Raw genomic sequence first — 15,610 nt, forward strand, 5'->3', positions numbered from 1 at the left:
TCCGCGACAATCAAATGGCAAAAGATATACTGAAACTGTTTTACCCGTTTTTGAAAATTAAGGTTGCACAATATACTAGTGCCATTGTAATGTACTGTAATACAATGTCAAAAGAAATCATTTTACAGCAAAATCAACAAATACAAAAGGATAATCAAAGCATTAAAAACAAGGAGTGTTTGACCATTATAAACAAACCATTAAAGTATGAAAACAAAATTTAAACCAGCTTATTTACTGCTTTTCCTTGCCTTAATTCTATTGGCCTGGTATTGGACGACAGCAAGCGCCAATATGAGCGTTAAAAACCCGCGTGTGGAATATGCGACGAACCCGCTCGGGATTGATGTTGCAACACCACGTTTTAGCTGGCAAATGAGTGTCGCCAATGAAAAACGGGGCTATTCCCAGGCCGCTTATCAATTGACTGTTGCCAGTCCCGATGGGAAAGTGGTTTGGGACAGTGAAAAGGTAGCCGATGATGAATCACTTAATATTCACTATTCAGGGAGCCCACTTCAGCCAACCACAAGGTACAACTGGACCGTTACCGTTTGGGACCAAAACGGAAAAACTGCAAAAGGGTCTTCATGGTTTGAAACCGGACTGCTAAATCCTGACCCGAAACTTTCGGCATGGGATGGCGCCACGTGGATTGGCGGCGCCGATGAGGATCTGGTACTCTACTCCCCATATCTGTCGGTATTCAAACTTCGATATGTACTAAACCTTGATAAAGCATCCAACACAACGAAAGCTGGTTTCATATTTGGGGCCAACGACAGCCGTTTAATGGATAAAAACAAAAATATTTTGGGGACCGAAAGCAAAAAAAATGAAAGTTATATCAAGTTTGAACTCGATATTTCGCAGCTGGATGGCTCAGAAAACGGATTGGCGCAATTCAACATTTACCGTGCAGGATACCATCCGGACGACTCGCCTGACAAACCGTTTAAAAGCTTCAATATTCCTAAAGCATTGATTAACAACAACAACAAATACGGGCCGCATAAAATTTATACAGAGGCTGTTTTTGGCGTGTTCAGCATTTTTATTGATGGTAATAATATTGAGCGCCAGACTGCGAAAAATGAAAATTCAGACAACAGGCCAATCAAATACTCAGGAGTAAATCTAAATCCGGTGGGCAGGGGCAATAACGTAATCAGTTTCCCGATGCTGGCTGAAATCGGTTTTTCGCTTGATGCAGGGCAAAAAGCCAGTTTCTCCGGTCTTGAGATCAGGAACTTCCGCAGTCCCTCCAACAAACTTTTCGCCGAAGATTTGTCTGATCCGGTATCTTACAACGGCACTTTTTCTGAATTTACGAACCACGAGAAATCCGGAATAAAAATTATCAATAATGCTTATTTTATCGATGGCGGGAAGACCGGATCGACGATTATCGCCAATCCTAGCAAAAACTCGATGCCAATGCTCCGCTCAACTTTTAATACTGGTGACAAAAAGGTTGCCAAAGCGAGGCTATACGTAACAGCCCGCGGCATCTACGAAGTTTATATCAACGGTCAGAGAATAGGAAATGATTATTTCAACCCAGGTCTCACCCAGTATAACAAGACACATATGTACCAGACTTATGACGTTACAGATAAAATTAAAACCGGGAAAAACGCCATTGGAGCAATGTTGGGCGAAGGCTGGTGGAGTGGGAATATTACCTATAGCGGGGAAAACTGGAACTTCTTTGGAGACCGTCAGTCTTTACTTGCCAAGCTGGTCATTACTTACACCGACGGTACAACAAAAACCGTTACGACAAATCCTGAAAACTGGTACTATTACGGCGACGGACCAATTGTTTACAGCAGTTTTTTTCAGGGTGAAGTTTACGATGCTTCTAAAGAAGCAGCTATCTCAGGTTGGTACTCCGCGGATTATGATGCCGGCAATTGGAAAAATGCGGTTGAGGTAAGCCTTGACGGAACTACGTGTACTGACGAAACTTTTGGAAAGCAGATGGGGTTTGCACCACTCTCCGGTTACGACAACATGTTGCTTGTTGGCCAGGTTGGCGAAAATGCCGGCATTGTCAAAGAGTTGACTGCAACCGGGGTGGAGGAAGTTCGACCCGGGGTATTTGTTTATGATATGGGACAAAACATGGTGGGGGTGCCGCAAGTGACCATTAGCAATGGCACGGCAGGAAAAGTTATTACACTGCGTTATGCCGAGGTGAAGTACCCCGACCTTCCCGAATATGGCAGAAACGTTGGGATGATTTTGCTGGAAAACATTCGCGCGGCCTTAGCCCAGGACATCTATATCCTCAAAGGCGGCAAAGAAGTGGTCCAACCCCGCTTCACGTTTCACGGGTACCGGTTCCTGGAAATATCCGGTATTGATGAAGTTTTGCCATTAGACGCGGTAAAGGGCAAAGTAATCAGCTCTGTGAAAGAGCTGGCTTCCGGTTATGAAACTTCGAACCCGAAAGTCAATAAGCTTTGGGAAAATATTACCTGGTCAACACTGGGTAATTTTTTATCTATTCCGACCGATTGCCCGCAGCGTAACGAGAGGATGGGCTGGAGCGGCGATATTTCGGTTTTTGCAAGAACTGCAACATACCTGACCGGTGGGTCCCAGTTCCTGAGGCGCCATTTGCTGGGTATGCGCGATGCCCAGCGTGAGGATGGACGTTTTACCGATGTTGCTCCTTTAGGTGGTGGTTTTGGCGGTATCCTGTGGGGAAGCGCAGGCATTACCGTAGCCTGGGAAGCGTATCAGCAATATGGTGACAAAGCAATGATTACAGAGCACTACGATGCCATGAAAAAATACCTTTCGTTCCTGGATACCCGAACCGATCCCAAGACCGGGGTTATGAACGAGGGCCCGCTGGGGGATTGGCTAAGCCCTGAAGGAAATAAAAACGATAACACGTTAATCTGGGAAGCCTATTATGTATTCGATCTGGAGATGATGGCCAAAATTGCCGGTGTTTTGGGCAAACCCGAAGATGCTGCCGGGTTCAGAAAAAAATATGATGAACGCAAAGCCTTCTTTAACAAAACATATGTGAATGCGGAGACCCATAAAACAGTCAAATCGGGATTTATTGCCCAACGGAGGCCCGCTGCCGGGGAGAACGCTACAGAAGACGGCTCTTTGGCTGCCGGGCAGCAAACAGATACACAGGTTTCGTATGCTGTTCCACTGGCTTTGGGGGTATTTAGCGCTGAAAACGAACCGTATGCCGCAAAATACCTGGCAGGTGCGGTAAAACGGAAAAATACCGATGATAGTGGTGAAACCCGTCCGGAATACTCACTGATGACCGGTTTCATTGGTACTGCATGGATCAGCAAAGCGCTTAGCGATCACGGGCACAATGATATCGCCTACCGTTTGCTTCAACAAACCACCTACCCTTCATGGTTATATTCTGTAGATCAGGGGGCCACGACAATCTGGGAACGGTTAAACTCTTATACTGTTGAAAAGGGATTTGGCCGAAACAACGCGATGAACTCGTTTAACCATTACTCCTTTGGCGCCGTCGGGGCGTGGATGTATAACTATTCGCTTGGTATTCAGCGCGATGAGAAAGAACCTGGCTTTAAACACTTTATCCTTCAGCCAACCCCCGACCCTGATGGCGTGATGACCTTTGCCAGGGGGCACTACGATTCAATGTATGGCAGGATAAAAAGCGAATGGCGTTTGGATAACAACAGGATGGTTTATAACGCAACTGTTCCGGCTAATACAACTGCAACACTTTATCTCCCGGCTTTGTCTGAGAAAGATGTAACCGAAAGCGGTAAGGCCACTGAAAAAGTAAAAGGGGTCAATTTCATAAAATATGAAAATGGCAAAGCAGTTTATGAACTGAAATCCGGAAGCTATGAGTTTGTGTCAAAAAAGATTAGGGTACTTTAAACTTCCTTTATCTCTATTGTGTCAAACTACCAATTACCGAAAAATTGTACTGGTAGATATGTTTTAAATACAACAAATTATCGAAAAAATGAAATGCGTCAATGTTATATTAACGTCGTTGGCGGTAGTCCAATGCGGAACCCTTCAGGCAGAAAAAAACGATAAAAAGAATCAAAAGCCCAACATTATCCTGGTCATGAGCGACGATCAGGGGTGGGGACAGACAGGCTATTACAACCACCCGGTACTGAAAACACCTAATCTGGATGACATGGCTTCGCATGGACTCCGCCTGGATCGGTTTTATGCCGGAGCCCCTGTTTGTTCACCCACCAGGGCCAGCGTATTAACAGGACGATCAAATGACCGCACTGCTGTCTTCAGTCACGGATATCCCATGAGAAGACAAGAGCAAACCGTGGCCCAGGCACTTAAGAAAGTCGGTTATAACACAGCACATTTTGGGAAATGGCATTTGGATGGTTTAAAGGGACCTGGTGCCCCTGTCTTAGAGGGTGATAACCGAAATCCCGGCCATTTTGGTTTTGATGAGTGGCTCTCGGTAACCAATTTCTTTGACATGAACCCAATAATGAGCAGAAAAGGCAAGTTCGAAGAGTTGACGGGTAGTTCATCAACAGTAATTGTGAATGAGGCGCTGAAATATATACGGAAAATAAGCCAAAAAGATGAACCGTTTTTTGTGGTCATCTGGTATGGAAGTCCGCATGGTCCCTGGCTGGCAAGTGACGAAGACAAAAAATCTTTTAAGGATTTGGATGAGGCTGCACAAAATCATTATGGGGAACTGGTTGATATGGATAAAAGCATTGGCGCTTTGAGAGGAGGATTGCGTGATATGGGGATAGCAGAAAATACTTTAGTTTGGTTCAATAGCGACAATGGGGGGCTGAAAAATTTCGGACCTGAAACGGTTGGAGGGCTTCGGGGATTTAAAGGAGACGTTTATGAAGGTGGTTTAAGGGTACCTTGTGTTATTGAATGGCCGGCAGTGATTAAAGTAGCCCGCATCACAGAATTTCCTGCAGTGACGATGGATATCTTCCCCACAATTGCCGAAATCGTCGGTTTGCCTAAGTCTGATCTGATTGAACCCATTGATGGGATAAGCATCAGAGGATTGTTTGAAAAGGAGATAAAATCAAGAAAGACTCCTATCCCATTCAGGTTCCTCGGGAAAGGGGCATTCATCGATAATAATTTTAAACTGGTTACGCTCGATTTAAAACAGAACAAATTTGAATTATACAATTTAAAAGAAGACACAAAGGAGCAAAAAAACCTGATAGGGTCTGAACCTAAAATCGCAGATAAAATGATCGACGCCTATAAACGCTGGAATGAATCCGTTGAATCGAGTATAGCAGGAAACGATTTTCCTGGTGGCTTAATCGAACCTGATCCGGAGCCCAGAATGTGGATGAAGTCTCCGGAATACAAGCCTTATCTGAAACAGCTTGGTAAAAGGGCAGAGTATAAAAGCAGTTTGAGAAATATCGGTGATTAATTTGCAGCATTTTGGCGAGAACCTACATAAATACCATATAACCAATAATTTAATAATCATGAGAATATCGCGAAGGAAATTTACCCAATTGAGTGTTTGTACCGGAATGGCATTAATGACAGAATCCTTTTTGCCCCGTTCTGTTCGGGCGGCAGCAGGTTCTGGATCACTTGAAACAGCAATAGTGGCCGGGACCATGCTGTTAGAGAAATTGTTCCAGAATCCCACTGGCGAAGGTGCGCCGGTAGATTCTCAGTTGGGAACCTTTTGGTTCTGGGCCAATACGGTCACGAAAGAAGGCATTACCCGTGACCTGGAGGCGATGAAGCAGACGGGAATCGGACGTGCCGTCCTGGGTATGACCCGGTACCACAGCGCCACGATTGAAACGGGCGGCGTCGTGTTTCTCTCTCCGGAATGGCTGGCGCTGTTTCGTTATGCGCTCGATGAAGCGGACCGACTGGGCATCAAGATCAGCGCAGTGATGAGCAACGGCTGGTACCAAGGCGCGCCGTGGGTCACGCCCGAAATCGGTGCGCAGAAACTGGTCTGGTCCGAAACCCTGGTCACCGGCCTGGCGACGACGGTCATGCTCCCGGTGCCGGATCAATTCCGGAAGGGGCCTCACGCAGGGATTTCCAAAAAGGCGAAGGGACATTTTCAGTCCGTTGCAGTACTGGCCTTTCGCCAAAACGGCAAAGGTGAACTGGTCCGGGACTCGCTCGTGCGGCTCGACGACCGGATGAAACCTGATGGTACGCTGGACTGGCCGGTTCCCGCCGGAAGATGGAGAGTTTTCCGGTTTGCGCACATTCCCAATTTCGTCCCGATGAAACAGGACTCGCCAGGCTTCACCGGATTACAGATTGACCACCTGAGCGCAAAAACCATGGAACTATTTTTCAACAAGGTGGGGCTGCCGCTGCTCAACGCCGCCGGTCCGCACGTCGGCAAGACGCTCGACTTTTTCCATGAGGACAGCATCGAACTGGGCAGCTTTGACTGGACTTCCGATTTCCCGGAACAGTTCGCCGCGCGCCGGCACTATGATTTGATTCCGTGGCTGCCGGTACTGGCGGGGAAAACATTTGCCGGCGAACCGCAGGTATTCCGCGTCGAGCATGATTTCCTGGAGACGGTGGACGAATTGCTTGCCGACGAACACTACGGAACGTTCCACAAGCTTTGCCATAAGCACGGCATCAAGCTGGAGACTGAAGGGGGCGATGTGAACGGCAGTCTGCGCGTCAAGGGCGAAACCGATTTGCCGATGGGTGAATTCTGGAACCTCCGGTACGACAAAAAACATCCGCGCTACGTCGAAAATTCCAACAACCTCCTCTTATTCAACCCCAATACCGTTATAGCCAGCCACATTTATGGCCAGAACCGCGTGTCGTTCGAGTCCTTCACCTCCCGCCAGCACTGGATGGAATATCCCGCCATGCTCAAGCCGTTGGCGGACGAAGTGTATTGTCTCGGCGTAAACCACCTGACCTTACACGGCTATTCCTATTCGCGCCCCGAGACACCGATGCCCGGCGATGTCTATTTCGCCGGTACGCATTTTAATCCCGGCGTCACCTGGTGGAAATATGCAGGCGGATTCTTCTCCTACCTTAACCGCTGTCAGGTGATGCTGCTGGCCGGGAGTCCGGTGGTGGACATCCTTTACGTGGACGGCCAGGAAACGCAGAAAATAATTCGGGAGAATGAATCGCGCTCACTCACTGCACTTGGCAAATGCGACGCGATTCCCGGCGGTCTCCTAGTTGAACAGTTGAAAGTATTGCCGGACGGGCGGGTCGGCTTGTCGAACGGTTTATCCTATGTCGTACTGGCTGTTGCGAATGCAACTGTCGAACCGGCGGTATTGCAGAAAACCGTTCAACTGGTCAAAGAAGGCGCCACAGTCTGGTTCCGTACCGTGCCGCAGCAGGCGCCCGGCTGGACGGGTTATCCCGGTTCGGATAAGATGATTGCCAGCTGCCTGAAAGAACTGGGCGCAGACAGGCCCGCGGGCGTTTATAAAGTCGGCAATGGCAAACTTATCCTCGGCGACATCCCCGTGAAAGACTTGCTTGCGCGCATCGGCCTCGCGCCAGCGTTCGACTATACGCCAGACGATGGTAAGCCGTTCCTCGACTACATTCAGCGTCAGGATGGCGACACGGATATCTTTTTTGTCGCGAATTGGAAGGACGCCTGGCATCGCGCGGAGTGCGCTTGCCGAGTGGCAGATAAGCAGCCGGAATTTTGGGATCCCGTGACCGGAGAGATTTCGCCGTGTCCGCAATATCAAGTAGGTAAAGGCGTTGTTCGCTTTGTGCTGAAGTTGCCTCCCCATGCCTCAACGTTCGTCGTCTTCCGCAAAAAATCCGAAGGCAACCATGGCAAGCCGCTGCCCGTGATGGATAAAATCAGCGGGCAAAGCATTGCCATCACTACACTCGCAGGCCCATGGCGCATCGAGTTCCAACCGGGACGCGAGAGCGATCCAAAATTCGAGGTCACCAGCCCGGCCTTGTTCTTTTGGAATGAAAGTTCCGATGTCTGCATCAAATCTTTTTCCGGAACCGCCTCCTACCAGACGACCTTTGATGTCAGTCCAAAGGACGAAAATTCGAAATGGATTCTTGACCTCGGAGTTGTCCATGATCTGGCCGAGGTGCTTGTGAATGGAAAACCGGCTGGCGTAGTCTGGACACCGCCGTTTAGCGTGGATATCACCCAACTTTTGCAACCGGGTAAAAACATACTGGAAATCCACGTGGTCAATACCTGGCACAACTGGCGGCTGGCCAACAAATTCACTGCGGGGACACACCCATGGGAAAAAGAGGGACTTTCCCTTCCTCCCGCGCCAGCCGGTCTCACCGGCCCGGTGACCTTGCAGACAACCAAATAAATTTTTATCAAATATTAACAAAAAGTAATTCCAAATACGGCAAGAATCATGAGAATATCCAGAAGAAAATTTGCACAATTAAGCGCTTTTGGGGGTGTGGCATTAGTAACAGAGCCATTTCTACCCTATCTTTTTAAAAATACAACGGGTTCCTTAACACTTGAAGCAGAAATAGAACAGGCAAAAACAACAGACGAGGTTATTTCTGCGCTCAAAAAGGGATGGAACAACCCAACTTCAACATACAGGCCACACACACGCTGGTGGTGGCCTGGCAATGCCGTCACCCCTGAAGGGATCGATTGGCAATTGGAGCAGATGAAAGAACAGGGGTTTGGCGGGGTGGAAATCATGAGTTTTGTCAAAATCTATGATAAAGGGAATATCGAGTTTGGCTCCCCTGAGTTTTTCGACATGGTTGACCACACAGTCAAAAAGGCCAGGGAACTGGGCATGGAGGTCACCCCGCCACTGGGGCCAGGGTGGAACCACGGCCACGCGTGGGTACCCGAGGAAGACCGGGCCAAGTCGCTGGTGATCTCGGAGCAGGAGGTTCCTGGGGGTCAACAAGGGGTATTTAAACTGGCTTTGCCCGAGGAACCCGATTATGCCAAACGGAACAAAAAGAAGTTGGAGGCCGTTGTCGCCGTGAAGGTTATCGAACAGGGCGTGCCCGACTGCGGGCAACGAATAGACTTGAGTTCAAAGACGAAAGGTTCAAGGGATTTTGCCGTGGAACCCGCCTTTCAGGTCAGTGCCAGCCTGCCTGACGGCCAATGGAAGATTATGGGTTTTTGGACGGTATTTACCGGGCAAAAATGTGCTATGGAGGATTACAAACCAGCCTCTGCATTAGTGGACCACTTCGATAAGAAGGCAGTCCGGGCCTATGCAGAATATATGGTCAAACGTTACCAAAAGTTTTTTGGAAAAGATTTCGGCCAGACCGTTGATTCCTTTTTTGGCGACAGTTTCGAGCTGCAGCAGGATTTCTCTTACTGGAGCACGGACCTTTTCGGGCGTTTCATGCAGGAAAAAGGTTACGACCTGCGTCCGTATCTCCCCATGATCAAATATGGCGGGGCCCCGGAAACTCCCTATGTACGTTATGATGTCGGAAGTTTCCTTCACAAGTTGGGCATGGAAGGGATCATCGGAACCCTGGCAGATTATGCAGATGAAGTTGGCGTACAAATGCGGCAACAACCACACTACCGCTTCACCACAGAGCTGATTGAGGCATCAGGCCGTTTGCAGCGCCCTGAAACAGAATTTTCCCGCCGCAGTTTTGATCCGAATGCCTGGCCCCATAAACTTACGACCAGCGGCGCACAGCTCTATCCGTCGAAAGAAAAAAGGTGGGTATCCGCCGAAGCGTTCACCTTTGTCAATACTAAATATCAGACTACAATGGAACAGATTAAACAGGCAACTGATCTGTTTCTACGTGATGGCATCACACAATTCTACAATCATGGGTATTTTTATTCACCTGAAAAGGAACTGGCACCATCCCGGGATCTGCTTTATGCGAACCGTATCAGCCATGTGAATACATGGTGGCCCTATTACCGGGGACTTGCAGATTACCAAACACGTGCAGCATTTCTTAGCCGACAGGGAAGGCCTAAAGCAAACATATTGCTATATTCGCCGATGCCCACGGTCTGGTCAGAAAGAGCAGAATTTCCAGTAAAGCATATTCGTGATATCCCATTTGGAGAGCTTCCTAAAACCCTTATTGCAAACGGTTATGATTTTGACTGCGTGAATGATGATCTTTTACAGAACCATTCACAAATTAAAGAAGGAAAGATCAGCATTAATGGTTACCACTATTCTGTTTTAATACTTCCCAGGGTAATCTGCCTGTCGACCGCCACCCTCAAAGTGATTGAGCAATTTGTGAATAAAGGAGGAACCGTTTTTGCACTCAATACACTTCCGTCAATTTCTACCGGTTTAATTAATTACCATGAAAATAATCAATTATTGCACAAGCTATGCAACAGTCTGTTTGCTGAACAAGGAGGGACAAAACAAACCGGTGCCGGGACTACTTATTTTATACCGGAATGTGATGGTTTTGATTATATCACTACGTGGTCACCCGGTGCGGTTGACTGGAAACCCACAAAACCGCTGAATGAGGCTTTTAAAAGATTTATAAATGCATTACGTCATCATGTGGTACCAGACTTTGAAATTAATGGACAGCAACAGAGCAACGGTCTTACTTTTCGTCATACAACAATTGGTGATGTTGATTGCTGGTTTATTTGCAACCTGCAACCCAACCGTCAGCAAATATCAATAACTCTTAACACCATAAATAAAGTACCGCAAACATGGAATGCAATGACTGGAAGTATTATGAATGTGGAAGAATACCGTTTTGCAAAAGATGGTCGCATCATAATGCCCGTATCACTTGAACCCTGGGAATCAATCTTTGTGTTACTGACCCCTGAAAAACAAACACTGGAATCACTAAATGAAAACATCTCCAGTTTCGAGGTTCTGGCTACACAAACAATAGAAAAAAGTATTCTGCTTTCAGGTTTCTGGAATGTTGATTTCAAAGGTATAGGAAATTATCGGACCAGTCTGGTTATGGATGCTCTTACGGATTGGACGAAAATAAAAGAATTGGAAAATTTTTCAGGATCGGCGGTTTATTCTCTTGAATTCGATTTTCCCGCCAATCCAGACCAGCAAGGCAAAGTAGAGCTCGATCTTGGCATAGTGCATGAAGTTGCAGCTGTCAGGATTAATGACGGGCATGCCGGCACAGTCTGGATGCAGCCTTACAGAATAGATATAACCAGAAAGGTTAGGCCGGGGAAAAACAAACTTGAAATTGAGGTAGTCAACTTATTATGGAATTATGCCGCGGGTCTCGATAAACCCACACCCATTCCCCTGGAATTACAGGAGCATTATGGCACAATCTGGGATGAAAAATATAATGCCTGGAATGGACTGCAAATCATGAAGCGAAATAATAAAAATAATCGGTTGCCTTCAGGACTACTTGGTTCAGTGAAACTCCATTTGTACAAAAAAGAATAAGTCGATTAATTGGTTAATTATTATGCGATGATGATAACACTAAAAAAAAACATAAATACGAGAAAAATATGTCTGTTGGTTTTAACAACAGTGCTGGCGACTGTTTCACAGGCCGGTTTAAACGTGCGGAGTCTTTCCTGTGAACATGTCGCAGTACCGCTGGGGATTGAAACTACACAGCCGCGTTTCTCTTGGAAACTGGATGCGGATGAAAACGGACAAGCGCAGACGGCCTATCAGATTCTGGCGGCAAGCTCGCCGGAGCTGCTGGCCGGAAACAAAGGCGACCTCTGGAATTCCGGTTGGGTCGACCGCGCCGACAACCAGCTGGTTCCGTACGCCGGAACCCCGCTCCGGTCGTTGCAGAATGTTTGGTGGAAAGTCCGGGTCAAGGATTGTGCCGGTAAAATATCCGATTGGAGCGCCCCGGCGCGCTTCGCGACTGGACTGCTGGACGGCGAAGCGCCTGTTGGTCAGTGGATTCCCAATTCTCCCAACGATTGGAAAACCGGCACCTCCTGGTTCCGCAAAACCATCTCCCTCAAAAAAGCGCCTGCCCGGGCACTGGTATTGCTGGCCTCGCGCGGCTATCACGAACTGTATGTGAACGGAAAGAAAGCGGACGACCGTGCGCTGGCTCCGAACGCCAGCATCATGGAGAAGCGGACGCTCTATGTGATCTACGATATTGCGCCGCTTTTGCAGGCCGGTGAAAATACGCTGGCCGTGTGGATTTCGCCCGGACGGGTTGCCGCCATCAAGGTGGAACCGGCGTTTCTGCTGGAGGCGAAATTGGAAGGACAAACCGTCATCAGCGATGCAACGTGGAAGACCAGGGCCGCCAATCTGGTGCGCTATTATTCAACCAATCCGAAAGAGAAGGCGCGCTACGGCGGCGAGCAGCAGGATGACCGGGCGTTTATTCCGGATTGGAACAAAAACGGATATGACGATTCAGCCTGGGCTTCCGCCACGGTTCGCCAGGAGAAAACAGAACTTTCAGCGGACATCATGCCGCCGACGCGGCAGGTTGAAACCATCACGGCGAAGAAAATCGAGCGGCTTGCGAACGGCACGGTGCTGGTGGACTTCGGAACATATTGCACCGGCCAGCTCGCGGCCCGGGTTCATGGCGAACCCGGCCAGCCGATCCGGTTTGCCACGCTGGCCGATTTGAAAAGACCCGATTATTTCGGACAGTACAGCGAAGTGATTCCCGGCCCATCCGGCTCTGCCGTTTTCCAGCATCGCTTCAACTGGATGTGCGGACGCTGGCTGGAAGTTACCGGTTTGACCGGCACACCGGAACTGTCCGATTTTACCGTGCACCGCATCAGCACCGATTTCAGTCGTATCGGCTTTTTCCAATGTTCGGATGAACTGATCAACCGGCTCTACGAAACGGATCTTTATACCTACCGAAATGTGACTCTGGACGGCTACACGCACGACTGCACAACCCGCGAGCGCCGCGGCTACGGCGAAGAAGCCTTCGGCACGTCCAGGGACATGGCGGTCACGTATGATCTGACCGCCTTCACCCGCAAATGGCTGCGCGACTGGCGCGATGTGCAAAAGCCCGACGGCTATATTCCGCATAGCGCGCCCGAAGGCAAGGGCGGGGGCGGCACGCTCTGGAGCTCGTTCACCGTGCTGGCACCGTGGAATCTATATTTGCAATCCGGCGACCGGCAGGTTCTGGAAGAAAACCAGGACTCGGCCAACCGCTGGATGAAATATCTCCAGGCCGCGGTCAAAAACCGGATACTGACCCAATACGAGAATAAACTGAAGTTCGACTTTCTCGGCGACTGGGCGCGGCCGGTTCCGCCGGAAGACCGGGGGCAGGAGAAGCACGTCGCCAATTACGGGGACAGCCCGATGGCGCTCGCCTTCAATAACGGAATCTATGCATTTGATATTGAAACCATGGAGCGCATTTCCAGCGCACTCGGACAACCGGACGTTTCCAAGACTTGGAAAAATAGGCTGGATGCATTGCAGCCGGCGGTGCATGAAAAATTTTTCCAGCCGGATTCGGGTGCATATGTCGAACCGAATCAGGTTCTTTCCATGCTGATGCCGCTGGCCGGTATTACCCCTGCGTCCGATCTGGCAAAAGTTCGCGCCGCGCTGGATGCGGAACTGAAAACAAAGAACTATATCGATGCCGGAAGTTCGGGCCTGCCGGTTTTCTTTGATTACATCATTCAGCATCCGGAAGAGCACCAGTGGTTTTTCGATGTGCTGCATCGCCGCGACTATCCGGGATTCGCCTATTTTCTAGAGCAGGGTTATGACAACTGGCCGGAACTCTGGGATCCGACCTGTTCCAGTAAGATCCATTCCTGCTACATTGGTCTTTCCTCATTTCTGATCCGTTCGCTCGCAGGTGTCGAACCGCTGGCGGATGCGCCGGGCTACGAGCGGTTCATCGTGAAGCCGTCGTTCGTCCATGGATTGGACAAGGTCTCGTACGCATTCGATTCGCCGCACGGCTGGATCAAGGTGAAGTGGGAGCGCAAGGGCGGCGAGATCGCTCTGGATCTGACGGTTCCCCCTGGCGCTTCTGCGGAGGTGCACCTGCCAACCTGTATTCAAACCGTAGGTAGCGGTATGTATTCATACCAGTTCATTTTGTAATTATTTCGAAACAAGGAAAGTAACATAGTAAAAATAAAACTTTATTGATTATGATAGATTAATGATTGCCATGATAAATAAAACAATTACAAACATGACAAAATCATCTTATTTACTTTTTGGGATTTCTGTATTTCAAGGCATCTTTTGCTGCCAGTCCGACGCGAAAGAGACTCAACCAGTCAAGCCTAATATTGTCTTCATCCTCGCCGATGATCTGGGTTATATGGATATCGGCGCTAACAACCCGGCAACGTTCTACGAAACGCCCAATATAGATTTGCTCGCAAAGCAGGGCATGCGCTTTACGAACGGTTACGCTGCGTGTTCGGTGTGCTCGCCCACGCGTGCAAGTATCATGACGGGCAAATACCCACCACGCACCGGGATGACAGATCACACTGGTGGAAAACGGGTCGGGAAACTTTTGCCTGCTCCCCATGCAATCAACTTACCATTAGAGGAATACACGATTGCCGAGGCCTTGCGTGATGCGGGATATGTTACATTTTTTGCCGGCAAGTGGCATCTCGGAACCGGCAAGCATGGGCCTAATGCCCAGGGCTTCGACCCCAATTTGATTACACTGAAGCGTGGTTATTTCCCGCCGGACAGCCCGCTGCCGGATGAAAAGATGGATCCCAAGAGCACCGACCTGATTGCCGCTGACGCGGTTCGGTTCATCGAAGTGAACAAAGGCCAGTCGTTCTTTGCCTACCTTCCTTTCAATGCTGTTCATATCCCTATTGGCGCCCGCCCCGATCTGGTGGAAAAATACCGGAAGAAACAGTCCTCCGCACCGCCGGATACCTGGGGGGTAGAGGGAGAAAACAAAGTGCGCCTCGTTCAGAACAACCCGGTTTATGCCGCAATGGTCGAGCAGATGGATATAGCCATTGGCCGTGTTCTGGCGGCGATTGAGAGAAATGGCCTTGCCAACCGCACTATCGTGATTTTTATGTCTGACAATGGCGGACTCTCTACCGCCGAAGGCCATGTGACTTCTAACCTCCCTCTGCGGGGCGGTAAAGGCTGGCTCTATGAAGGTGGTGTGCGTGAGCCGTGGATCATGTTTGTACCCGGTATGACGAAGCCTGGCAGCTTGAGTGATGTGCCGGTGGCCAGTACCGATTTCTACCCCACGATACTTGAGCTGGCCGGTCTGCCGTTGAATTACAAACAACACTGTGACGCAATGAGTTTCGTGCCACTGCTCAAGGGTAGAACTTTGGCACGTGGGCCGATCTTCTGGCATTACCCACACTACAGCAATCAAGGTGGTGCTCCTGCAGGAACGGTACGTGACGGCGAGTGGAAACTCATTGAGTGGTATGAGGACGGGCGTCTGGAACTCTTCAATTTACAAGGAGACATCGGAGAGAAAAATAACCTCGCTGCTGTGAATCCTGTTAAAGTGAAGGAGTTGCATGAAAAACTCATTGCCTGGCGCAAGAGCGTAAACGCGGTCATGCCGTTACCTAATCCCGACTACGACCCCGCTAATCCTGTGACAAAATTGAAGAAACAAAAATTGGAGGAGTGATTGCCCCGGG

At 49.1% G+C, this 15,610-nt stretch carries 6 protein-coding genes; all 6 read left to right on the plus strand.

Annotation, left to right across the window (positions count from 1 at the left end; translation table 11 throughout):
- Positions 1 to 207: 207 nt before the first annotated feature.
- The 6 genes from AC6H3C_RS23075 to AC6H3C_RS23100 all read left to right on the plus strand — a co-directional run bounded on the left by AC6H3C_RS23075 (position 208) and on the right by AC6H3C_RS23100 (position 15,600).
- Entirely contained in the window at positions 208 to 3,906 is a 3,699-nt protein-coding gene (locus tag AC6H3C_RS23075) for a family 78 glycoside hydrolase catalytic domain (protein ID WP_497517943.1), read from the plus strand.
- Between the two features lie 88 nt (positions 3,907 to 3,994).
- Positions 3,995 to 5,434 carry a sulfatase family protein gene (locus AC6H3C_RS23080; protein WP_497517945.1) on the plus strand — a complete coding sequence of 480 codons (1,440 nt, stop codon included), beginning with the start codon at positions 3,995 to 3,997 and terminating at the stop codon, positions 5,432 to 5,434.
- Positions 5,435 to 5,492: 58 nt separating this feature from the next.
- Positions 5,493 to 8,342 (plus strand): glycosyl hydrolase, encoded by a 2,850-nt coding sequence (locus AC6H3C_RS23085; protein WP_497517947.1) that lies wholly within the window; start codon positions 5,493 to 5,495, stop codon positions 8,340 to 8,342.
- A 48-nt stretch (positions 8,343 to 8,390) separates the two neighbouring features.
- On the plus strand, positions 8,391 to 11,414 hold the full coding sequence (locus tag AC6H3C_RS23090; protein ID WP_497517949.1) for a glycosyl hydrolase: 3,024 nt from the start codon (positions 8,391 to 8,393) through the stop codon (positions 11,412 to 11,414).
- A gap of 27 nt (positions 11,415 to 11,441) precedes the next feature.
- Positions 11,442 to 14,057, plus strand: coding sequence for an alpha-L-rhamnosidase-related protein (locus AC6H3C_RS23095; RefSeq protein ID WP_497517951.1), 2,616 nt, complete (start codon positions 11,442 to 11,444; stop codon positions 14,055 to 14,057).
- 94 nt (positions 14,058 to 14,151) lie between these two features.
- A complete protein-coding gene (locus tag AC6H3C_RS23100; RefSeq protein WP_497517952.1) occupies positions 14,152 to 15,600 on the plus strand; it encodes a sulfatase in 1,449 nt (482 codons plus the stop codon).
- Positions 15,601 to 15,610 lie beyond the last annotated feature (10 nt).

The sequence above is a fragment of the Gaoshiqia sp. US2 genome (genome assembly GCF_059705485.1).